Origin of the sequence: Bartonella sp. AP7XZML, assembly GCF_042195745.1 — a bacterium.
Taxonomy (GTDB): Bacteria; Pseudomonadota; Alphaproteobacteria; order Rhizobiales; family Rhizobiaceae; genus Bartonella.
The window spans coordinates 116,046-139,574 of sequence record NZ_JBHIOT010000022.1 but is presented as its reverse complement, the minus strand read 5'-3'; the positions used below and the strand labels follow the sequence as shown (position 1 = coordinate 139,574).

At 36.7% G+C, this 23,529-nt stretch carries 19 protein-coding genes; 10 read left to right on the top strand and 9 right to left on the bottom strand.

The annotated features are described in order from the left end of the window. Positions 1–19: 19 nt before the first annotated feature. The 3 genes from argB to dnaK all read right to left on the bottom strand — a co-directional run bounded on the left by argB (position 20) and on the right by dnaK (position 5,851). A complete protein-coding gene (gene argB, locus ACFILT_RS02585) occupies positions 20–925 on the bottom strand; it encodes an acetylglutamate kinase (RefSeq protein WP_375612884.1) in 906 nt (301 codons plus the stop codon). Between the two features lie 1,732 nt (positions 926–2,657). Beyond that, on the bottom strand, positions 2,658–3,800 hold the full coding sequence (gene dnaJ / locus ACFILT_RS02580) for a molecular chaperone DnaJ (RefSeq protein WP_375611466.1): 1,143 nt from the start codon (positions 3,798–3,800) through the stop codon (positions 2,658–2,660). A gap of 158 nt (positions 3,801–3,958) precedes the next feature. Continuing rightward, complete coding sequence (dnaK, locus tag ACFILT_RS02575; protein WP_375678827.1) at positions 3,959–5,851, bottom strand: molecular chaperone DnaK; 1,893 nt, start codon at positions 5,849–5,851, stop codon at positions 3,959–3,961. A gap of 959 nt (positions 5,852–6,810) precedes the next feature. On the opposite strand from dnaK, the gene ACFILT_RS02570 reads away from it, so the two are divergent. After that, on the top strand, positions 6,811–7,365 hold the full coding sequence (locus tag ACFILT_RS02570; RefSeq protein WP_375611390.1) for a copper chaperone PCu(A)C: 555 nt from the start codon (positions 6,811–6,813) through the stop codon (positions 7,363–7,365). 110 nt (positions 7,366–7,475) lie between these two features. On the opposite strand, the gene lysM is transcribed toward ACFILT_RS02570, so the two are convergent. Continuing rightward, entirely contained in the window at positions 7,476–7,931 is a 456-nt protein-coding gene (gene lysM, locus ACFILT_RS02565; RefSeq protein ID WP_375611389.1) for a peptidoglycan-binding protein LysM, read from the bottom strand. 386 nt (positions 7,932–8,317) lie between these two features. On the opposite strand from lysM, the gene ACFILT_RS02560 reads away from it, so the two are divergent. From ACFILT_RS02560 to thpR, 6 genes are all read left to right on the top strand, one after another. Then, on the top strand, positions 8,318–9,040 hold the full coding sequence (locus ACFILT_RS02560; RefSeq protein WP_005774392.1) for a response regulator transcription factor: 723 nt from the start codon (positions 8,318–8,320) through the stop codon (positions 9,038–9,040). Positions 9,041–9,079: 39 nt separating this feature from the next. Further along, a complete protein-coding gene (locus ACFILT_RS02555) occupies positions 9,080–10,864 on the top strand; it encodes a stimulus-sensing domain-containing protein (protein ID WP_375678828.1) in 1,785 nt (594 codons plus the stop codon). Positions 10,865–10,887: 23 nt separating this feature from the next. Continuing rightward, positions 10,888–11,352, top strand: a complete 465-nt coding sequence (locus tag ACFILT_RS02550) for an HPr kinase/phosphatase C-terminal domain-containing protein (protein WP_375612806.1) — start codon at positions 10,888–10,890, stop codon at positions 11,350–11,352. A gap of 135 nt (positions 11,353–11,487) precedes the next feature. Continuing rightward, a complete protein-coding gene (locus ACFILT_RS02545; protein WP_375611386.1) occupies positions 11,488–11,886 on the top strand; it encodes a PTS sugar transporter subunit IIA in 399 nt (132 codons plus the stop codon). Positions 11,887–11,903: 17 nt separating this feature from the next. Next, a complete protein-coding gene (locus ACFILT_RS02540; RefSeq protein ID WP_012754483.1) occupies positions 11,904–12,197 on the top strand; it encodes an HPr family phosphocarrier protein in 294 nt (97 codons plus the stop codon). A 626-nt stretch (positions 12,198–12,823) separates the two neighbouring features. After that, on the top strand, positions 12,824–13,363 hold the full coding sequence (gene thpR / locus ACFILT_RS02535; RefSeq protein ID WP_375611385.1) for an RNA 2',3'-cyclic phosphodiesterase: 540 nt from the start codon (positions 12,824–12,826) through the stop codon (positions 13,361–13,363). A gap of 106 nt (positions 13,364–13,469) precedes the next feature. Here the strand turns inward: thpR and grpE are convergent, their stop codons facing one another. Both grpE and hrcA read right to left on the bottom strand, forming a co-directional pair. Beyond that, positions 13,470–14,132, bottom strand: coding sequence for a nucleotide exchange factor GrpE (gene grpE, locus ACFILT_RS02530; RefSeq protein WP_375611384.1), 663 nt, complete (start codon positions 14,130–14,132; stop codon positions 13,470–13,472). A 124-nt stretch (positions 14,133–14,256) separates the two neighbouring features. After that, complete coding sequence (gene hrcA, locus ACFILT_RS02525; protein ID WP_273790224.1) at positions 14,257–15,327, bottom strand: heat-inducible transcriptional repressor HrcA; 1,071 nt, start codon at positions 15,325–15,327, stop codon at positions 14,257–14,259. Positions 15,328–15,839: 512 nt separating this feature from the next. Between hrcA and rdgB the strand changes: the two genes are divergently transcribed. Together rdgB and hemW are read left to right on the top strand one after the other, a co-directional pair. Next, the gene (rdgB, locus tag ACFILT_RS02520) at positions 15,840–16,487 is read left to right on the top strand and encodes an RdgB/HAM1 family non-canonical purine NTP pyrophosphatase (RefSeq protein WP_375679518.1); all 648 of its coding nucleotides are present in this window, start codon (positions 15,840–15,842) and stop codon (positions 16,485–16,487) included. Beyond that, the gene (hemW, locus tag ACFILT_RS02515; protein ID WP_375671726.1) at positions 16,484–17,683 is read left to right on the top strand and encodes a radical SAM family heme chaperone HemW; all 1,200 of its coding nucleotides are present in this window, start codon (positions 16,484–16,486) and stop codon (positions 17,681–17,683) included. The genes rdgB and hemW overlap by 4 nt, the downstream gene beginning before the upstream one ends. A gap of 1,602 nt (positions 17,684–19,285) precedes the next feature. Here hemW and dapE read toward each other — a convergent pair. From dapE to ACFILT_RS02500, 3 genes are all read right to left on the bottom strand, one after another. After that, on the bottom strand, positions 19,286–20,458 hold the full coding sequence (gene dapE / locus ACFILT_RS02510) for a succinyl-diaminopimelate desuccinylase (RefSeq protein ID WP_375678832.1): 1,173 nt from the start codon (positions 20,456–20,458) through the stop codon (positions 19,286–19,288). A 222-nt stretch (positions 20,459–20,680) separates the two neighbouring features. Next, complete coding sequence (locus ACFILT_RS02505; protein WP_375611379.1) at positions 20,681–21,427, bottom strand: M48 family metallopeptidase; 747 nt, start codon at positions 21,425–21,427, stop codon at positions 20,681–20,683. A 31-nt stretch (positions 21,428–21,458) separates the two neighbouring features. Further along, a complete protein-coding gene (locus ACFILT_RS02500; protein ID WP_375612802.1) occupies positions 21,459–22,238 on the bottom strand; it encodes an alpha/beta hydrolase in 780 nt (259 codons plus the stop codon). Between the two features lie 196 nt (positions 22,239–22,434). Here ACFILT_RS02500 and infC point away from each other — a divergent pair, with 196 nt between their 5' ends. After that, positions 22,435–22,953: a translation initiation factor IF-3 gene (infC, locus tag ACFILT_RS02495; protein ID WP_026500140.1), complete on the top strand. Its 519-nt coding sequence runs from the start codon at positions 22,435–22,437 to the stop codon at positions 22,951–22,953. Positions 22,954–23,529: the final 576 nt, after the last annotated feature.

Sequence of the window (23,529 nt, the reverse complement as noted above, 5' to 3'; positions counted from 1 at the left end):
TTCCAATTTTCCCCACAATTTATGAAACAATAAGCGTTCCAACTCCCTGTTCGGTAAACAGCTCTAGTAAAACAGAATGAGGAGTTTTACCATTTAAAATGACAACACCTTCCACGCCATTTTGAAGGGCTTTTATACAAGTCTCTACTTTTGGAATCATGCCTCCTGAAATTGTCCCATTTTTAATAAATTTCTCAGCTTCAGCAACTGTCAATTCTTTTAAAAGTTTACCCTGTTTATCCAAAACACCAGGAACATCAGTGAGAAATAAAAGGCGTTTAGCCTCTAATGCACCAGCAATAGCTCCAGCAAAAATATCAGCATTGATATTATAAGTTTTACCATCGCGTCCTGGAGCTACAGGAGCAAGAACTGGTATCATTTCAGAAGATGCTAAAAGATCTAGCAATGTGCGGTCAACTTCAACAGGCTCACCAACAAACCCCAAATCTAAAACACGTTCAATATGCGAATCAGGATCAATGACAGTTTTATAAGCCTTTTCGGCAAAAACCATATTGCCATCCTTGCCGCATAATCCTATTGCCCATTCACCCTCAGCATTGATGAGAGCAACAATTTCTTTATTTATGGAACCCGCTAAAACCATTTCAACCACTTCAACGATCCGCTCATCGGTTACCCGTAGTCCGTTTTCAAATCGTGATTCAATCCCCATTTTCATTAAAATTTCAGCAATTTGAGGACCACCACCATGAACAACAACAGGATTAATCCCTGATTGCTTTAATAGAGCAATATCACGCGCAAATGCTCGCCCCAAAGCAGGATCACCCATAGCATGGCCGCCATATTTTACCACGACCGTTTCATTTTCATATTTTTGCATATAAGGTAAAGCAGACGATAAAAATGCTGCTTGTTTTTCCAAAACATCTACATCACCGTTTTTAGCATCATCCATCAATAGAGCCTCCTCATCACTTTTTACCATCTCTTAATGAAATTTAGGAAAAGTGAAAACAATAAAACCAAACTTTACTCTATCCACCCCCTCCCCTGAAAACCGTCAATTTTCCTCTAAATTACGAAAAAGGAATAGCAAAATGAAATACAAAAAACTTCCTTTAAAAATTGACAGCGAAAAATTAAACAAAATAGACGTAAAAAAATGTCATTATTTTATGATCTTATATATAAAATTGAAAAGCAAAATTTTGAAGCTAAGCCGTACATTCAACTCATTAGTTTATCCCTACGGATACTTAACAATGAATGGGAATATATACAACCATTGATTTTATAAGATAAAAATAAAGTTTCTTATAATAATAAAATTAACATATTCCCAAGATTAAGAAATCACTCAACCGCTTTATAGCTTATCTCAATAAACTATAACTTTGGTTTTAAAAATTTGACTTTTTCTCAATCATAAAACATGAGGAAATGTCAACTGAACGCTCCTTATGGAGAATCATAATAAGTTGATTTATAATAATAATTTATCTTTTTATATCGTAAAATCGAAAAAAGGCTTTGCAACATTATCCATATATTGTGATAGCTCTTCAAAAGCATCTTCGTAAAAGCATTTAATTGTTTAGATTACTCTCTTCGTAAGATTTGATAAAATTTCTCATTTTCATGATCTGTCATTAAGTTTTTCTTTTTGCATAGCAATACATGCTTGAATTATTCAATGTTTTTTAGAATTGTTAATTCTTTTAATGTATTATTTTAATTATGTTATTTTATGAAAAAAGATTCATTTCGTATACTTCTCTTTCCATATCACTAACAATTTCAATAATATGTCGTGCTGTTTTCTAAGCATATTGTGCTATTTTTTTATTGTATTTGTTTTTTCTTTTTAAAGGTAACTTCCTCTATCTTCCCACCAACTTTTTATTATGCCAATAAATTCAATTAAGTGAATTCCATCGAATCTGCTTCCCCACAAGAGAGATACATCGAATACCTCAAAAAGTGTTTTGTTATGTCTTCTTTAGCATTCAACACACATTATCTCATTCCACAATTTCTTTGGAACAAAATAAACTTGATTATAGTGTTTTTATTATCTGGAAGAACTATTTATGACATCAGAAATACAAAACTAAATCCGCATCTAAAAAGACATGATTACTGCTAAAAGCTAAGATGAAGCATGTAAAAGCTATTCCGAACAAAATAACCCTTATTTTAAAGGAAGCAGTGATTAAAACTATGAAAAATGCCAAAAATAAAATCGGTTATAAGAAGTTGATACTTTATTTGAAAAAGATGGATTGCCTAACAGCTTATTTAGCGTTTCTTGGCAAGCCGCTACCTATTTTATAGTTTTATTATAGAGCCTTTAAAAAGAAATTTTGAGTGAAAAAATAAACACCAAAAATACTGAATGCATAAAGGCAGTTATCATGACACTGGCAATATTTATTATCAATCACTCAATTGCGTTCTTATATGGATAAGCCCTTTTTAAAATGTCATAGACACTCAAAAATAAGACTTATCCATAAAACTCATGAAATATAAAAACTATCAGCAGCAGGAATTTATCCTAAATTAGCTGTCTCTCTCTTTTCTTTTCAAGAAAAAATGCTTTTCAAAGATAATGAGACAATAGAAAGCTTAATGAAAATAACTTTCCCACAGTTCTCTCTAATTATTCTGAGAACATTCACATAATTTTAACCAGAAATATTTTCAAAAAATTCTTTCATACGTGAAAAAAAACCATGTGATTGCGGTGAATTTTCATGATTTGAGAGTTTCTCAAATTTTTGCAACAATTCACGTTGTTCTTGCGTTAATTTCTGCGGTGTCTCAATCGTGATATGGATGTAAAGATCACCCCTTGCTTGCTGACGGCGCAACATGGGCATACCTTTGCCTCTAAGGCGGAATTGACGTCCATTTTGTGTCCCTTCTGGAATCTTAACGCGTGCTTTAACACCATCAAGGTCGGAAACTTCAAACTCTCCTCCTAAAGCAGCTGTTACCATTGAAATAGGAACGCGACAGTGAAGATCTGCTCCTTCTCGCTGAAAAAACTCATGCGGTTTAATGGAAAGGAAAATATAAAGATCACCATTGGGGCCACCACGAATACCAGCATCACCCTCACCAGAAAGGCGAATACGCGTTCCATCTTCAATACCAGCTGGAACATTTACGCTTAATGAACGTTTTTTCTCTATACGCCGTGTCCCCTGACATTTGGGGCATGGATCCGTAATAGTTTCACCACGTCCATGACATGTAGGACATGTCCGCTCAATAGAAAAGAAACCCTGTGCAGCACGCACACGACCAGATCCATGACATGTTCCACAAACTTGCGGCTTAGAGCCTTTTCTCGCTCCTGATCCTTCACAAACATCACACGTAACGGAACTGGGAATATTAATTTCTGCAGTTTTTCCTGAAAATGCCTCTTCTAAAGTCACTTCCATATTATAACTCAAATCTGCGCCACGTTCGCGACTATCACCACGCTTACGGTGTGTCCCTCCCATAATCTCACCAAAAAAGTCTTCGAAAATATCCGCAAATCCACCACCAGCAGCAAAACCACCAAAGGGATTTGCTCCCCCTTGACCACCGCTATTTTCAAAGGCCGCATGGCCAAATCGATCATAAGCAGCACGCTTCTGGGGATCTTTAAGAACTTCATAGGCTTCGCCAATTTCTTTGAATTTTCGCTCTGCCTCTTTATCCCCCGCGTTGCGATCAGGATGATATTGCATTGCCAACTTACGAAAAGCAGATTTCAACTTTTTATCATCACATTCGCGAGTCACGCCAAGAATTTCATAATAGTCAACCTTCATCATGTATTCCTGATAATTTTTCTGTCATCCATCTTTATGGATAATATTGCTTTTAATTTATATTTTTAGCAACAAAGTTGCAACTTATCTCAAATAATAAAGCCCAGCCTTATATTTCAAAGGCCGGGTTTATCAATTAATCAACACATATGCTGACACTATTTCTTCTTATCATTAACTTCTTCAAAATCAGCATCAACAACATCATCATTCTTTGCCTCTGTTTCAGTGTCAGCGCTCGCTGCTTGTGAGGCTTCGTACATAGCCTGTCCAAGTTTCATACTGACTTCTGCTAATTTTTGCATCTTTGTTGTTACTTCTTCCGTATCACTGCCTTCAAGCGCAGATTTCAAATCAGATATTGCTGTTTCAATCTGTCCCTTTTCTTCAGCTGATACTTTATCGCCATATTCATTGAGCGACTTTTCAGTTGAATGAATAAGAGCCTCCGCTTGATTTCTAGCTTCAACACCTTCACGGCGTTTTTTATCCTCAGCCGCGTGCTCTTCTGCATCCTTTACCATTTTTTCAATATCAGCATCACTTAAACCACCTGATGCCTGAATACGAATTTGATGCTCTTTACCTGTTCCCTTATCTTTGGCCGAAACATTAACAATACCATTCGCATCAATATCAAAAGTAACTTCAATTTGAGGTATACCACGTGGGGCTGGAGGAATACCAACAAGATCAAATTGAGCCAATAACTTATTATCACTTGCCATTTCCCGTTCACCTTGGAAAACACGAATCGTCACAGCACTCTGGTTATCATCAGCTGTCGAAAAAACTTGCGATTTTTTCGTCGGGATAGTGGTATTGCGCTCAATAAGGCGTGTGAAAACCCCACCCAAGGTTTCAATACCCAAAGATAAAGGTGTTACATCTAGCAACAACACATCTTTGACATCGCCTTGCAATACACCTCCTTGGATGGCAGCACCCATTGCGACCACTTCATCAGGATTAACGCCTTTGTGTGGATCCTTACCAAAGAAGCTCTGCACAACTTGCTGAATCTTGGGCATACGTGTCATTCCACCCACTAAAACAACTTCGTCAATCTCACCGGCCTTTAATCCAGCATCTTTCAACGCAGCTTTACAAGGTTCAATGGTACGCTGCACTAAATCGTCAACGAGAGATTCAAATTTTGCCCGAGTCAATTTTATTGTTAAGTGCTTAGGACCTGATTGATCGGCCGTGATAAATGGTAAATTGATTTCTGTTTGCTGTGACGAAGAAAGCTCAATTTTTGCTTTTTCTGCCGCTTCTTTTAAGCGCTGTAAAGCGAGTTTATCATTTTTCAGATCAATTCCTTGTTCTTTTTTGAATTCATCGGCAAAATAACCGACCAAGCGCATGTCAAAGTCTTCACCCCCTAAAAACGTATCCCCATTGGTTGACTTAACTTCAAAAACGCCATCTCCAATTTCAAGGACTGAAATATCAAATGTACCACCACCAAGGTCGTAAACAGCAATTGTTTTTCCGTCCTTTTTGTCCAAACCATAAGCTAAAGCAGCAGCAGTTGGCTCATTAATAATCCGTAAAACTTCAAGTCCAGCAATTTTACCTGCGTCTTTCGTGGCTTGACGTTGCGCATCATTAAAATAAGCAGGAACCGTAATAACGGCTTGTTCAACTTTTTCACCAAGATAAGATTCTGCTGTTTCCTTCATCTTTTGCAAAATCATAGCTGAAATTTGTGACGGAGAATATTTCTTTCCCGCCTCTTCAACCCATGCATCACCATTGTCACCTTTAACAATTTTATAAGGAACAAGCGCTTTATCTTTTTCAACCATAGGGTCATCAAAACGGCGCCCTATCAAACGTTTAACTGCAAAAACTGTCCCTTCAGGGTTTGTCACCGCCTGCCGTTTAGCAGGCTGCCCAACAAGCCGCTCCCCCCCATCAGTAAAGGCAACAACGGAAGGTGTTGTTCGCGCTCCTTCTGAGTTTTCAATAACTTTTGCGTTTTTGCCATCCATAACAGCCACACAAGAGTTCGTTGTCCCCAAATCAATACCAATTACTTTTGCCATATTATAATCTCCATTCAGCAAGCTACCTCAACCTTCATAAAGCATCTTTTTAAGATAGCTCCTCATAACACCTAAAGCCCGTATATTGCTTCAAGCAATATAAATAATAATAAACTGCAAGTCGCAACAAGCCTTGCTGCCTCGTATATAAGAACAGGCTTTTATTGCTACAAGAGAATAATGAGAGAAACATCTCCAAAATAAAAAATTTATTTTAAAATAGGCACTCTAATGACCCATAAATACCATATTTATGAGAGACTTGAGAGCATAATATATTTTTCTTGCAATTCTCAAAAAATATATCTTTCTATAAAAATTAAAAAATAAAAGAATGATTGCACTCTCGCTCTTGATCTTCTCATCATTGATAAAATCATACTCACGTAAAAGCTTTTTAAAAGGCGAATAATTTATATCACAAATATTATAAATTTTCCTTGGACTAAAATAGTCATCATATCTAATGCTCATATCAGTAAAGGTATTATCTATCGATCTCCTTTCAAAAATTCTCCTTCTAACGGTCTCATTGTTTGCGGCTATTTGAAATCTGTGCTTTAAATTCATCTAAAGCGTTTTTTCTTAACTGTATAATTTTGAACTTTGAAAATATATAAAAATACCTCTGTATAAACGCTTTAAAATGCCAAGAGCTGTCATAATATTAAAATTGGTAAAGTAGTTGATGATTGTTCTGTATTATATCTTCATTAAGTAAAATAGTAGTGCATCATAGATTTTATACCATTTGCAAATACTATTTATGAGATGAACACGGAAGCGTTAAGAGGTGTGTTGTCATTGTAAATCTTACTGTCTTCTTTTAAATTTCAAGAATTCTATGATTTTTATATTCAAATCAATTTCATTTTAGCATTTCTTTCTTTTATTTTAAATAAAAGCTCTGCTAAAATAAAAATATTCAAAGTGTGAATCTTATGACGGAGGGTAAATCAATGATGACATCTATTATTAAGAAAATAACAAATCTCATCTTTAAGAATATAATACATACACAATATCCATACAAAAAGGTTATCATAAATATCGTGTGTGCTCTTCTCTTTGCTGGTATAACCTTGCCAGCAGGTGCTCAGCAATATAAACTTGGCGACATAGAAATTCTCAATCCTTGGACACGCGAAACACCTAGAGGTATAAGAGTTGGTAGCGGTTATCTCTACATTATTAATCACAGTAATACCCCAGACCGTTTGGTTTCTATTTCCACAAACGGAGTAAAAACAACAGAGATACACTCTATGGCTGTCGTTAATGATATTATGAAAATGGAAAAAATGCACAATGGCATTGAAATTCCGGGAAATGGCGAAATCACGCTTAAGCCTGGCGGTGATCATATTATGTTCATGGGGCTTTCACAACCATTTAAGTTAGGTGATAAAATTAGCGCAAAATTAACATTTGAGAAAGCAGGAACCATTGATGTTGATTTCTCTGTAAACGCTATGAAAGTACCATCACCTTCTAAATCCTCTCCTGTTCACTAAGCTCCTTTTATTATAAATACACACTTTATAAAATGAAGAAGCGTGAAATTTTTTACGCTTCTTTATTTTTTGTTTAATACCATCAGTAAAAAATTATCCCCTTTGATGAATTAACTATGGTCAATTTCAGGAATACGTAAAACTTGTCCAGGATAAATTTTATCGGGAGATTTTAGCATTGGCTTATTGGCTTCAAAAATAAATGTGTTTTTATTACCTTGCCCTTTTCCATAAACCTCTTCAGCAATTTTCCAAAGATTATCACCAGATTTAACCTCATAAAAGCGAGAAGTTTTTCTAGGCGTTGTATCTATAACCTTTAATTGATTAACATCTACAGAAGAGATACCTTGTGAATTGCCAACAACCAGCAGTGCTTTTTCAAGTGTTTCCCTATCTGGAACTTCACCGCTTAAAATAGCTTTACCGTCTTCAACTTGAATATTGACTTTTTCTGTACCGAGTTGAAAATGATCAAATGCTCTCTTAAAATCCTTTTCTTTTGGTTCATGGTCCCCAATACCTAACTTTTCCCCTACAGTTTTAATAAAATTAAAAAATCCCATTACGACCTCCTTTCGTGTAGCAGAAACAAATTTTTGTGCATATATTGCCACATTCTTTTCTTTGCTCTTAAAACACATAGGCAGATTTTCTAAACTTCAACAATCAAAACTACATCTGTTCAATTATGAGACAAATACAATAATAAACTTTGTAATAAACCTTGATAAAAAAAGCCTTTATGAAAATTTTCTCTCAAATGAAGGGATCTTAATAGACGTAGAAACATTATAAATTATGAAAGCAAAACAAGATTTTACAGTAATGACAAAAGGTTTTTTACTTTGCTATAATTTGTATCATATTTGTTTTGCAAAAAAAATATGAACTCCCATATAAATAAGTGTGGGTAATTTGCTACCACAGCAATAGAAAGGTCTAAGAAACCATGAAAGATACACCAACAATCACGCAAACGATTGTACTTGTTGATGATGATCGCAATATTTTGACATCTTTATCTTTTGCGCTTGAGACAGAAGGATATCGGGTTGAAAGCTATACAGATGGAGCATCTGCACTCAAGGGTCTCACACTTCACCCTCCACACTTAGCTATTTTTGATATTAAAATGCCCCGAATGGATGGGATGGAACTTTTGCGTCGTTTGCGTCAAAAATCTGATCTTCCAGTTATTTTTCTTACCTCTAAAGATGATGAAATTGATGAATTATTTGGTCTCAAAATGGGAGCTGATGATTTTATTACTAAACCTTTCTCCCAACGTCTTCTTATTGAACGCGTGAAAGCTATTTTACGCCGTTCTAATGCACGTAACCAACCGCTTTCTACAGGAACTTCTTCCACCTCTTCTCTCAAACGCGGAGATCTTGTGATGGATCAAGAACGCCACACCTGTACATGGAAAGATAAACCTGTTATTTTAACCGTTACGGAATTTTTGATTCTGCAAACCTTAGCACAAAGACCAGGAGTTGTAAAAAGTCGTGATGCTTTAATGGATGCTGCTTATAGTGATCAAGTCTACGTAGATGATCGCACCATTGATAGTCACATTAAACGTCTGCGTAAAAAGTTTAAACAAGTGGATGATGATTTTGCAATGATTGAAACACTTTATGGTGTAGGTTATCGTTTCCACGAGGTATAAAACTACTTTGTCGCAAAAATTTGAATGGCAATCAAATCGATGACAGACAATTCTCAACTGGAAACTTTACAAAAAACAACCGTTAATGGTACATTCTCAACGCCATTTCTTATGTTCGCTCGTTTGCATCTTCGAACACAACGTCTCTTTAGACAATTGCTTTTTTCCAGCCTCACACGTCGCATTGTTATATTAAACATTGCTGCCCTTGCCGTTTTAGTTACAGGCATTTTATACCTTAACCAATTTCGCGATGGTTTAATTGAAGCAAAAATCAAAAGTTTATGTACCCAAGGAAAAATTATTGCTGGGGCTATTGCTGCTTCTGCAACAGTAGATACAAATTCTATCCTCATTGACCCTCAAAAACTCTTAGAGTTACAGACTGGTGAAAGCGTTACACCCGCTCCTCAATCAACCGATTCTTGGGATTTTCCTATTAACCCTGAGCAAGTTGCCCCTCTTTTACGGCGTCTTATTACACCTAAAACGACAAGAGCACGTATCTATGATCGTGATGCTACTCTCCTTCTTGATTCGCGCGTTCTTTATTCTAGTGGAGAAGTTTTTAGTTATGATTTACCCCCACTTAAAACAGAACAAAACATGTGGGATCGCCTTACTTCATGGTATTCAAGCGCATTTTATGGCAAAGGTATTGCTCTTGACAGAGAACAAACAAAAACCAGTGGTATTGCTTATCCAGAAGTGTACCGCGCATTAAACGGATCTCTTGCTACGGCTAAAAGACGCAACAGACAAGGGCAATTAATTGTTTCTGTTGCCGTTCCTGTTCAACGCTATCGCGCAGTGGTTGGAGCTCTTCTTCTTTCAACCACTGGTTCCGATATTGATAACATTGTAAAAGGCGAAAGACTGGTTATCTTTAAAGTTTTTGCCGTTGTAGGTAGCGTACTTTTGGTTCTTTCTCTCTTTTTGGCCCATACGATTGCCCATCCATTAAGTAAATTATCTGCCTCGGCTAATCGAGTGCGTAATGGCAATAATCAGCGTGTAGAAATTCCTGATTTTTCAATGCGTGAAGATGAAATTGGTCACCTTTCAACTTCTATTCGTGATATGACCAATGCCCTTTATATGCGTATTGAAGCCATTGAACGCTTTGCTGCTGATGTAAGCCACGAATTAAAAAATCCTCTCACCTCTCTACGCAGTGCTGTTGAAACGCTCCCTCTGGCTAAAAATGAAGAAGCACAAGAAAAATTGCTGGAAATTATTCAACATGATGTGCGCCGCCTTGATCGGTTGATTACAGATATTTCTGATGCATCGCGACTCGATGCAGAGCTTGCACGAGAAACCGCAGAGATTGTTGATATGACACCGCTTTTGGAAAGTCTTGTTCATGCTGTTCAGGAAGTGTATCGTAATACGCAAACTATTGATATAAGCCTTAATATTGTCCCACGTCCTCATGGAAAAGCTTATCTTGTATTGGGACATGAACTTCGTTTAGGACAAGTGATTTCAAATCTTCTTGAAAATGCGCGTTCTTTTATTCCTCGGAATCGTGGCAAAATTTGCATTACTATGAAAAGTCATGCTTCAACCCTTATTTTAACCATTGAAGATAATGGCCCAGGTATTCGTTCAGAAAATATTGAACGCATTTTTGAACGTTTTTATACAGATCGACCAAATGAAGATGCTTTTGGACAAAACTCTGGACTTGGCCTTTCTATTAGTCGGCAAATCATCGAGGCTCATAATGGGACAATTACAGCCGAAAATATTATCGATCCTACACTTGGGAAGTGTAAAACTGGTGCACGTTTTACTATTATGCTTCCGCTTGCTAAATAAATCTTTTATCCAAAGTAAAAGGCATGAAAACAAAATGTGAGATACTCCACGCAAATTGCCTTCAACTGGGCGGCAAGGGGCTGTTAATTATAGGTCCATCGGGATCAGGAAAATCAACCATCACCCTTTCTTTGCTTGACCGCGCTGAGTGGTCAAAACGTGAAGCGAAGCTTATCAGTGATGATTATACAATGTTGCGTGCGGAAAATGGAAAGCTTCACGGATACACTCCCGATAATTTAGAGGGCGGCATCGAGATTCGTGGCGTTGGTCTTTATATGATAGAATTCAAAAAGCACACAACTATCGATTGTGTTATTTTTCTCGGTCCGGAATATGAACGTTTTTCCACAAATAAAACTTTTCAATTTGAAAATTTGCACATTCCTCTTTTAAAACTTCCCTCTCTTCGTGAAGCCGATTGTACAGCCATTTGTCAAGCTATTGAAGCATTTTTGTTTAGAAAAATATGGCAAAAATCTGTCTAATTTTTTCTAAAGATAAAAAAATCACAATTTTTGCCTTTTTTTTGCAAATTTTTCTTGGCAGCAAGATAAAGCCTTGTACAATGTCTTTCCCACCAACTATGGTTGGGTCTTATTAGTTAACAGGAGTTTGCGTAAATGATTGGACTCGTGCTTGTAACGCACGGTGAGCTGGCTGTCGAATTTTTACATGCCGTGGAACATGTTGTTGGAGTACAAGAAAAGTTCGCAACAATATGCGTTTATCCCGATGACGATATAGATCAGCGCCGAGGTGATATTATAGCCGCAGTAACCGATACAGATACGGATCATGGCGTCATCATATTAACAGATGTGTTCGGTGGAACACCATCAAATATAGCTATTCCTGCTATTGAAAAAGGACGCGTTGAAATGATTGCGGGTGTTAATTTGCCCATGCTTATTAAACTGATTTCTATTCGCAAATGTCCTGATATTTCATTATCAGACGCGTTAAGAATAGCACAAGAAGCAGGGCGTAAATATATTAATGTACCAAGTATGATTTTATAGCGGATAATAAAATACCAATGTTTTCCAAAGATACCCTCCCATGTATAAGTCGTCATTTCAATATCTGTAATAAACGTGGGTTGCATGCACGTGCTTCTGCAAAATTTGTACAAACTGTTGACAATTTTAATGTTACTGTTGAAGTTGAAAAGGACGGGAAAATTGTTGGCGGATCATCAATTATGGGACTTATGATGCTAGCGGCTTCATCCGGTTGCAACCTCACCATTCGTGTTTCAGGACCAGAAGCAACAGATGCTCTTAATGCTCTTGAAAAGCTCATCAATAACAACTTTGGAGAGGAAAACTAGTGCTTTTTCATCATAAACAAAGATGATAATTCTTAGAAAATAGGAACTTTCGATCATTATTTTGAATTTTAATTTCTCTTCCCGCTTTTATACCAATATTCATATCCATTATAGATTGGCATAATTATCATAAATGTAAAAGCTTATAGTAATTTTGTTATGCTCGATTTTTTTCTTCCTTTCCTAACATTATTTGACCAATTTGAATAGTTTTGCGTATTATGGCTATTCCCCGACTTAATCATATAATTAAATTTTTACAGAAAAGAGAACTCTTCACCTTGTATTAAAGTATGCTTTATTTTAGGCTAAAGATAAATGTCAAAATAATTTCGCACATCAAAAATCTATCAACTTTTCTTATTTTCTGCTAACTTTGTAGCCTTTATAATACACAAGTAATCTTCCATTGCACATCATTGTGATACAGATCCTGAAAACGCAATTCTTATCAATATCATAACCATTTTCTTAAAACGAATAAGCTTTGTACGACCATAATTATAGTAAGCATTTTTTAGACATTCTTTTTCTATACTATTGCCTTGTTTTCTGTGGTACGTGCCCCGCCCTTATTATCTATATTGCGCTTGGGATAGCATCTTTCATTATAAGGAGATAATATCATGGGTCGTCTATTTAGTGCTCTTCAGATTCCTCAACAAACAACAAAAGCCCTCGTATCATTGCAAAATGGCTTACCAAAAGCGCAATGGATCAACCCGCAAAATTTTCATGTCACCTTATCTTTTTTTGGCGAAGTTGAAAGCTCCTTAGCAGATGAAATTATGCATACCTTTAACACTATAGAACTTCCTTCTTTTACGCTACAGATAAAAGGTTTTGAAGTTTTTGGTTCAGAAAATGCTCCTCATTCTCTTGTGGTTCGCATTGAACCTTGTGAAAAGCTTACTCTTTTACATGAAAAGATGCAATATATTCGGAATAAATTAGAGTTAAAGCCTGATGAAAGACTGTTTATTCCGCATATCACTCTTGCACGAATATTTGATATTAATCTTAAAGATCTTTCTTCTTATCTATCTTTTCAAGATGATTTTTTTGTCCCTCCTTTTGAAGTTGATCATTTTGTTTTATTGTTATCGGCCTCTCCCTTAAATAAGGCTCCCTATATTGTAAAAGGAAGTTGGGCGCTTCAAAGATAAAAGGGTGTTTATAACACCCTTTAAAAACCCTTTAAGAAAAGACTTCATATATGTGTAATTGCAGGGAATACTGCATTTTATGTTGGAGATTTATTATTGATGTGTTTTAAGCCGAATCAGCTTCAACAGAAGCTTCTTTTGCTCCTCCTTTAGCTACACCCACTATAGCTGGACGTAGTACCCTTTCCCCGATAATATAACCTGCCTGAACCACTTGTTGAACAGTATTATCTGGAACATCAGCATTGGGAATTTCAAACATCGCTTGATGAAAGTGAGGATCAAATTTTTGCCCCTCTGGATGAATTTTTTGCACCCCATGACGTTCTAATGCTGCCATCATGGCACGTTCAGTCATTTCAACGCCTTCTGCCAATGATTTCAAACCAGCATCACTCTCCCGTGCACCTTCTGGAATAGCTTCCAAAGCACGATTGAGATTGTCAGAAACCGATAACATATCCCGTGCAAAATTAGCAATGGAATAAGCTCTTGCATCCGCCACATCTCGCATAGTACGGCGTCGAAGATTTTCCATATCTGCAACAAGACGTAAAAGCTGATCTTTCAGTTCTTTATTTTCATCCTGCAAAGACGCTAAAAGATCACTAACCTCATTGCTTTCTGTTTCAACGACTTCGTGTTCCTCTGTTTTATGTGTTTTTAAAAATTCATCGGCTGCCTGTTTAAGTGTATTACGATCAGCTGGATTTTTTAAATCACAATTTTCAAATGAAGCGTCAGTAAATTTGTTTTTTTCATCAGACATAAAAATTTTATTCCTTCATAAGATTCGTTATTCTCGATATCGAAATTCTACAGACAAAAATCAAGGGGTAACAATGTATATAATACAATGAGCTTTTATAGTACAAATACTTACTTGCATCGTTTTAACGCAATAACTGTGACACAAGTTGAGCTGTATAATCAACCATGGGCACGATCCTTGCATAATTAAGCCGTGTAGGACCAATAACACCTAAGGCACCAATGACTCTTTGTTGTGAATCACGATAAGGTGCTACAACTAAAGAAGAACCAGAAAGAGAAAATAACTTATTTTCTGAACCAATAAAAATTCTAACCCCAGAACCTTCATCCGTTAAATCGAGAAGCTGTGCCATACTCTCGCGCGTTTCAAGATCATCAAACAAATGGCGTAACCGTTCTAAATCTTCTTCTGCTTTCACATCTTCAAGTAAATTGCTACGCCCGCGAACAATGAGGTGTATTTTATGATCAGCATCTTCTCCTCCCCAAAGAGCTAATCCCGTTTCAACAAGATGATGTGATAAATCATCAAGTGCGGCCCTTGTTTCTGCGCATAAGCGGGCAATTTCCCCTTTAGCTTCACTCAATGTACGCCCTTGAATATGGGCATTGAGAAAATTCGTTGCTTCCGTCAATTGTGCATGGGTAACCCCTTCTGGTAAATGAACAATACGATTTTCAACTTCACCTTGTTGAGTCACCAAAACGGCAAGAGCGTGCTCCCTATCAAGGCGCACAAATTCAATATGTTTCAATGTTCCTTCTTGTTTTGTTGCTAAAACAAGCCCTGCCCCACGTGAAAGATCTGAAAGAACTCGGCTTGCTTGAACAAGAAAATGTTCAACCGATTGTGCATGACCAGCCTCTTTGACTTGCATTTCAATATTTTCTCGCTCTTCGTTTGGCAAATCACCCGCTTCCATAAATGCATCAACAAAAAAGCGTAAACCTGATTGTGTCGGCATTCGACCCGCAGAAACATGTGGTGCATAAATCAAACCGAGATGTTCAAGATCACTCATCACATTGCGAATCGTCGCAGGCGATAATGTCTGTTGTAAAAGCCGCGAAAGATTACGTGACCCTACAGGTTCACCATCATTAAGATAAGCTTCAACAATATGGCGAAAAATATCACGCGAACGTTCATCAAGATATTTTAGTTCATTATCAATAGTTTTGTGCTTCATCACAATTGTTTCACTACTTTTAAAATCCTCATCTCTTATATAAGTTTTGCCAAGGTTTGGTCAAATAGTCTAAAGTAGTATAAAAACATATTATCCTATTGAGCTGTAAAATGCTACCTTTCAGAGTGATGCTTGATAAATTACGCAGGAAATATTTTTGTTAGAGTGTGTGAGAAATATTTAAGATTAAGAATTGATCTGTAAAGTGGTCTGCTGTAGGGACTTGTCAAGAGAATCTAGATTGATTAAAAACCGCTGTAAATAGAAAATTTCACCCTTTAGAGCAAGCAGAAAATTGGAAGTTTACCATAAAATGCTATCATAAAAAAGACATGTCTTTCCTATCTTTGCAAGGTTATCTTCGTGCAAGATAAAAAATTTTATTGGAATAAAATATCATAAAACGTGTAAAATAATCATATTATGTGAAATCAAGCAGAATATGTGTGTATGAGCATTTAAACCGTTTTTAGCACAAAAATAATTTCCCTTTCATTTTTGGAGAAATCTATATGAGAAGCATAGCAGATAAAAAACTTGTCATTGCTACACATAACACCGGAAAATTGCATGAAATCACTACTTTAATTACGCCTTTCGGTTTAATAATACAATCGGCAAAAAAACTGGGCTTGCCAGAACCAAAAGAAACGGGAAAAACATTTGAAGAAAATGCTTATATTAAAGCTTTTTCAGCAGCAAAAAAAACAGGACTTCCTGCCCTCTCTGATGATTCAGGCTTAGAGGTAGATGCATTGGAGGGTGCGCCAGGCGTTTATACCGCTGATTGGGCAATTCAAGCCGATGGTACACGTAATTTTCCAAAAGCTATGAAAAAAATAGAAAATGAACTCCAAAAAGTCGGAGCACGAGAAAAAAGTCAACGGAAATGCCGTTTTATATCCGTCATTTGCATTGCATGGCCTGATGCTCATGCAGATTACTTCCGTGGATGCGTTGAAGGAACGTTCATTTGGCCTCCACGGGGAGATAAAGGCTTTGGTTTTGATCCTATTTTTTTACCCGATGGATATGAAAATACCTTTGGAGAAATGTCAACAGAGCAAAAACACAACTGGAAACGTAATGATCTTCCCCCTCTTTCACATCGCGCACGTGCTTTCAAACTTTTGGCAGAAAACCTTTTAGCATTCTCATGAATGAACCTTTTGGCATTTACATTCATTGGCCCTTTTGTGTAGCTAAATGTCCTTATTGTGACTTTAATTCGCATGTTCGCATCCATGGTGTTGATCAACCACGTTTTGTCACCGCCTTTAAGCGCGAAATAGAAACGCAATACCACAAAATAGGCCCACGCCATATTACAAGTATTTTTATTGGTGGAGGAACCCCCTCTCTTATGGAGCCACAGACTGTCGATGCCCTATTGCAAGCACTTGCAAAAAAATGGGTAGTCGATGATAAAGTTGAAATTACATTAGAAGCCAATCCATCCAGTGTGGAAGCAGAGCGCTTTCGTGGATACCGTGCGGCAGGTGTTAATCGCTTATCTCTAGGAATACAAGCGCTCAATGATAAAGCATTGCGCAAACTTGGCCGACTCCATAATGTGGAACAAGCTCTTTGCGCTATTACTTTAGCAAGGAAAATTTTTCCACGTTTATCCTTTGATCTCATTTATGCCCGTCCCGAACAAACCCTTGAACAATGGAAATCTGAACTTGTACAAGCAATTGATTTAGCAGCGGACCATCTTTCTCTTTATCAATTGACAATCGAAGAAGGAACTGCCTTTAAACGGCTTCATGATGCAGGAAGACTTATCCTTCCCCCATCAGAGCTAGCAGCAGATCTGTATCATCTTACTCAAGAAATAACGGCACTACATGGACTTCCTGCCTATGAAATCTCAAACCATGCAATGCCCGGTGCCGAATCAGCACACAATCTTCTTTATTGGCGTTATCACCAATATGCAGGCTTTGGTCCAGGAGCACATGGACGTTTCATTGAGCATACACCGAATCATTCCTCTTTCTGTTCAAAAACATTGTCATCACACCTTGAAAACCGCGAACGTTATGTCACAATAAATGAAAAGCATCCCGAACAGTGGCTTAATTTGGTAGAAACAACAGGACATGGCTGTATTGAAACAGAACATTTAACCACTGAACAACAGGCAAATGAAATGCTCCTTATGGGATTACGCCTTTGCGAAGGCTTAGAACTTATACGCTATGAAACCTTAAGCCCTAAACGCATTCCAATGGAAAAACTGATCGATTTACAACACCAAGAATTGATAGAAATGGTGGATAACCAACGCTTAAAAGCAACAACCAAAGGACGTATTGTTCTTGATCACATCATCAGCCAACTCGCAAACTAAAGTTTTTATAACAACATACTTATTTTAATCATAATTATCATTTTTCACAGCAAAGGTGAGATTAAAATATCGTGAGATTCTCTCATTTCAAAACTATTTATAGCAAGTTAGTTACCGCCATTTGCTTACACCTTAAAAAGGGAGAAGCATGTGGATAAAAACTATAAAAAAGGAGTAAAAAGGCCTCTGATGAACACTCTTAAATGCTAAAAGCTATTGCAATATTTTGAGCTAGAAAATGTATGGTGCTCTAACTTTATTTTTCATAAACATAAAGATGAGGAGGCATTATAGATTTTATATTACAACATTCATAAGCACCGTAGTAGCACAAATGTGATAAACATTGAGAAAATTTCTTTAAAACAAGTATGTGAATGCATAATACGATAATGTATTGTTCTTTATGAAATCGTGGCACCATTTAAAGAACCAGAGAAATAAGCATGAAGCCATGCATCAGTCTCTGATTATTTAAAAAGATATTACTCTAGTTACTTTTGAAAACCGTAAAGCCGAATAAAAAAAGTAAAAAAGCACGCTGATTTTCACCTTTATACCTTTTATATTTTCCCTCAATCAGGTTGTGGTTGTATGTCTGTTTCAGAGATTATAAAAAATAGATATACACAATGCTTTTATCCCATTTTGGCATATAAAAGCTGTTGTCGCAAAAAATACTGAACCAATATTTATTTGAGATACGCGGCTGTATGATCGGTATTAATTTATAGGTAACAGCAACATCATGAGCTTTACTAAACAAATAATGCGCTCAAATGGCAAATATACTAAATATGAATCGGTATTGCTTTGTTAGCGAGCGAAACGATGTTAATCTCATATGATCTTACTTGTATGCGTATATGCTTATAAGTGTCTGTACCCGTCCTTTAAAGTTATTTAATTTAAAAAATTGAGAATAATACTAGGACAATCTTTGGTTAAAGAAATCAACCTGCTGCTACAAAAAATTCTGTGTATCTTTATCATAACCAAGATTAAAGCTGATTAAATAAGCTCACCTTCTATCTCGTAATGATTTGCAACGGAAGTTCTTGGGGACAAAAAAGCAGAGCAAAATATATGAAATAAAACAAACTTAAAGCGCTTTTCCTATAGGCTTTATTCTAAGAGAGTCTAATTGGAACAAGAAGTACCTTTTATGCGAGTGCAGAAAACATATAAAAACATGAGCTGTGAATGAGCGCATTTATGTTGTACGAACTTTTTACAATAGCAGCATGTTTATGTGTGTCTTTATGGCATCAACCTGTCATCACACAATGATGATATAATATTCATTGTTTTCCATATATGATTGCGTGTGACTTCCTTTCTACACTTTAAAGAACGAATATTTTCAATCCAATATGGTCTAAACAGTTCTGCTTCTTCAAGCAGATCTCTTTTGGCTTTTCAATTATGTAATTCACTTAACTAAAGACTCTACAGGCAAGAATCCCAACTTAAGAATATTCATCACTTACTCTAAGACTACTTAATATATTAAGTTTTACGAGTCTCGTATCACCACACCATAAATGGCAATATCTTATGGCACAACAAGATAAAGGTATTTTTGAACCAGCAACCTTTTCTTTATGCAAAAAATTCAATAATAAAACGCTCATAAATAGTAGTAAGTGTTTCTATTGCATCAAGGGCTACACACTCATCTACCATATGCATCGTTTGCCCCGGTAAGCCAAATTCGACCACTGGGCAATAATCCTTAATAAATCGTGCATCTGAAGTACCACCAGAAGTGGAACATTCTGGTATATTCCCTGTTACACTTTTAATAGCATTGGATAAAGTTTGAATGAGTTTATCATTTTTGGTCAAAAAAACATCTCCTAAACTTGGAATCCATTCAAGCTGATAAGAGGGATATTGGTCACCATTGTTTTTTGATTGCACCAAAGCAAGACGCTTTTCAATTTCCTTCATCAGTGTTTCTTTTGTCCAAAGATCATTGTAGCGTATATTAAAATGAACTGTTGTCTGCGCTGGGATAACATTGACCGCTAAATTACCGGTATCGATGCTTGTTAGCTCTAAATTACTGGGTTGAAAATTTTCTGTCCCTTTATCTAAAACGGTTTGTGTCAATGCTTGAATAAGCTTACTTGCCAAAGGCAAGGGATTGGCAGCCCTCTCTGGAAAAGCAACATGACCTTGACGACCCTTCACGGTAATGACACCAGAAATCGATCCGCGGCGACCAATTTTGATAATATCACCAACAGTCTTTACGCTTGTTGGTTCTCCCACAAGAGCCGCAGTCCATTTTTCGCCTTTTTTTTCTGCCCATTTGAGAAGTTTTACCGTACCATTAACAGCAGGCCCCTCTTCGTCACCAGTAATTAAAAGGCTTACCCTTCCTTTAATGGGTCGTTTCTCAAGAACTCGCGCTAGAGCCGCAATAAAACAAGCGATACTACCCTTCATATCAACAGCACCCCGCCCATATAATTTCCCCTGATCTATAACAGCTTCAAAAGGTGGGTAAGTCCAATCTTCCAATGCACCTGGCGGTACGACATCCGTATGACCCGCAAACATAAGATGGGGTCCTTCACTTCCCATTTTTGCATAAAGATTTTCAACATTATCTGTATTTTTATCCGTAAAAACAGGGCGATCGACGTGAAATCCCATTTTTTTCAAAAATTGTTCCAAAGTTGATAAAGCCCCTGCTTCATGAGGTGTAACAGAAGGACAACGAATAAGTGCCTGTAATAGCTGAAGTGGATCTGTAAGAACAGACATAAAAAACCTTCCCATTTTTTTATAAGTCATCGGAACTTAGGGTTATTACGCTGAATTACAAAAAAGATAAAGCAAAACATTGAAGACACTCAGCAAACCAAGCAGGGGAGAACAATCGTGCTGAGAGCTTCAATGGCTTCCTCATTATGCATGAGCAAGCACACACTCAACAAAACACTCAACAAAAAGTTCCGTTAAATATTGCCTTCATTTGAAAGTTTTTTACGCCTCTAAATTATATGAATCAAAATTAATTGCATGCAGTCTAGGAGCATTTTCTTTCAACCAAGCACGATATGTTTTACTATCAGGACATAGCTCTTCACAAAGAGCCCAAAATCTTGGCCCATGATTCATTTCAACAAGATGAGCAACTTCATGGGCAACAACATACTCAACAACTTCTTTTGGTGCCATAATAAGGCGCCAAGAAAAAGAAAGACGCTTATCGATTGAACAAGAGCCCCAACGACTTCTCGTATCTTTATAACAAATGGATTTGACTTTACGCTCTACCTGATGAGCATAATGTGCCACCAAAGGCGTTATAATAAGCGCCGCTTGTTTTTTCAAAACGTCAGCAATGCGTCTTGGGAGATATTCTAATTGACCATAAACAATAATTTCAGGCCCTTGCTCCGCATCTGCTGTAATGATTTCTGTTACCCCACGTCCCTCTCTATGCTTTATGGTATGAGAAACACCCAATAAGGGAATTGTCGCCCCCTCTTTGAGATAAGCATTTTTATGAGAGATTTGTACATGAGCAAGACGTGCCTCAATCCAAGATCGATGCTTTTCAATAAAATTTTCAACCGCATAGAGATTTATTGCTGGTGGTGTTGTTACACAAATCTCCTGACTTCTGGCATCAATACGTAAGGTAAGACGGCGCGCATACTTATTTTCCCGCACCCGTACAGGTACAGAGCGCTCAGAAAAAATAAAATGCTGTTTAGAAATGCTCATATATTTTTATCTTTATCAATAAATGTACCCCTTACTTTGCATTAATCTGATTAATAAAAGATCTCAATACTGTTTCAAGGCAATCTAAATCTTGTGGACGAGAAAAGCGATGATCCGCATCACGAACAAGTGTCAATGTTACATCATGGAGAGGTAAATGATCAAGTAAAGTCAATGTATGCTGATAGGGGATATCTTCATCTTCCATCCCTTGTAGAATATGGACTGGACATCCAACATCAATGCATCCTTTCATAACACAATTTTCGCGCCCATCTTCAATCAATGTTTTTGTAAAGGGCATTGGCTCTGTATCATCAACTGCAGGTCGTTCAATATAGCCTTTCTCCTCCAAAATCTTCCATTCTTCTGGGCCTAATTTTGGTTCCACCAATGTTTGTGTAAAATCAGGTGCTGGAGCAATCAATATCATGCCAGCAAGCTTCTTATTTTTCTGTGCTAGCATCATTGCAAGCCTTAGCGCAATCCACCCCCCCATAGAGGAACCAATCAAAATTTGTGGACCCTCACAATAGGTTTCAAAAGTCGCTAAACTTTCCTTAACCCAACGCGAAATTGTTCCTTGAAAAAAATCACCTTCAGATTCTCCATGTCCAGAATAATCAAAACGTAAACAAGACAAATCATTCTTCTGAGCAAACTGATCAACTAACGTTGCCTTACTTCCTAACATATCGGATTGATAGCCAGGAAGCCAAACCAAACCTGGAGATTGGCGCCCCTTGCGATAGCGTACTGCAAGTGCGGTGTTCTCAAATGAAAAAAACTGACAAGGAATATTTTGATCCATGATTTTTTATCCTCTATAAAACAATTTCTTTAAATTAAGAGAAAAACTTTTATAATCTAAATCATTCCAAAAAGTAATAAATCAAATAATGAAAATAACACGAATTATAGTTGTTTTTAGGTACATAATTGTATATTAAATTAGCTGTAGTTGAATCAAAATTTAAGGAGCATAAACCATTCGTAAACCGTTTAAAATGACACCTACCCAAAAAGACGGACCACGTTCAAATCAGGATATTCGGGTACCTCATGTTCAGCTTATCAATGATGAGGGACAACATCAGGGAGTTGTTGCGATACAAGAAGCTCTTGCTATGGCTGCAGATGCGGGACTTGATTTGGTTGAAATTGTACCAAATGCGGAGCCACCTGTATGTAAAATCATCGATTTGGGAAAATTAAAATATCAAACCCAAAAAAAAGCTGCTGAAACACGTAAGAAGCAAAAAGTCATCGAAATCAAAGAGATTAAGATGCGCCCAAATGTTGATGTCCATGATTATGGAGTTAAACTCAAGGCTGTTCATCGCTTTATTGATCATGGTGATAAAGTAAAGATTACTTTGCGTTTTCGTGGTCGTGAGATGGCTCACCAAGATCTTGGATTAAAGCTTCTTCAGCGTGTGAAAGAAGATACAAGTGAAATTGCCAAAATCGAATTGGAGCCAAAGCTTGAAGGCCGGCAAATGATGATGGTGATAGCACCTAAATAGTTTTGCATTGGAATAATATTCGCATGCAACGCATCAAAATGATGTGTATAGTATTATTTAGAAGCACCACATAGAATTTTTGTGGTGCTTTTAAGGTTTTATAAATGTGTATAAATCCTTTTAAGAGTTTAATAATGCTTTATCAATTTATAAGAAGAATTCGTTATTTTGCATATTAATGAGAAAGCTTAAACATCGTAAGGTCTTCTTATTTCAATCTCTCTTATCATGCAATGCGGCAAAATTGTTTGCTTACACATCACAAATGGAGATGATACATAAAATTATTAAAAAAGCAGAAATGTTTTTTGTGAACCATTTCAAGTGCCAAAGACTATCACAATATGGAAATTGGTAAATACAATAGAGAAACTCGCCGGTACCTTTTATTGAAAACTAAAAATAATGATGAACAACGAATTTTCGTTATACCTTTCACAGAAACTTTGCACTACATTCTTCACTCTCACCGTCGTGAAATTGATGTGATGAACCTTGAAAGAAAAAGCTATTTTTGTAAAAAAGATTAAGGGGCTTTTTAATTAAGAGTGTTTCAATCTTGCATAAAATAATGAG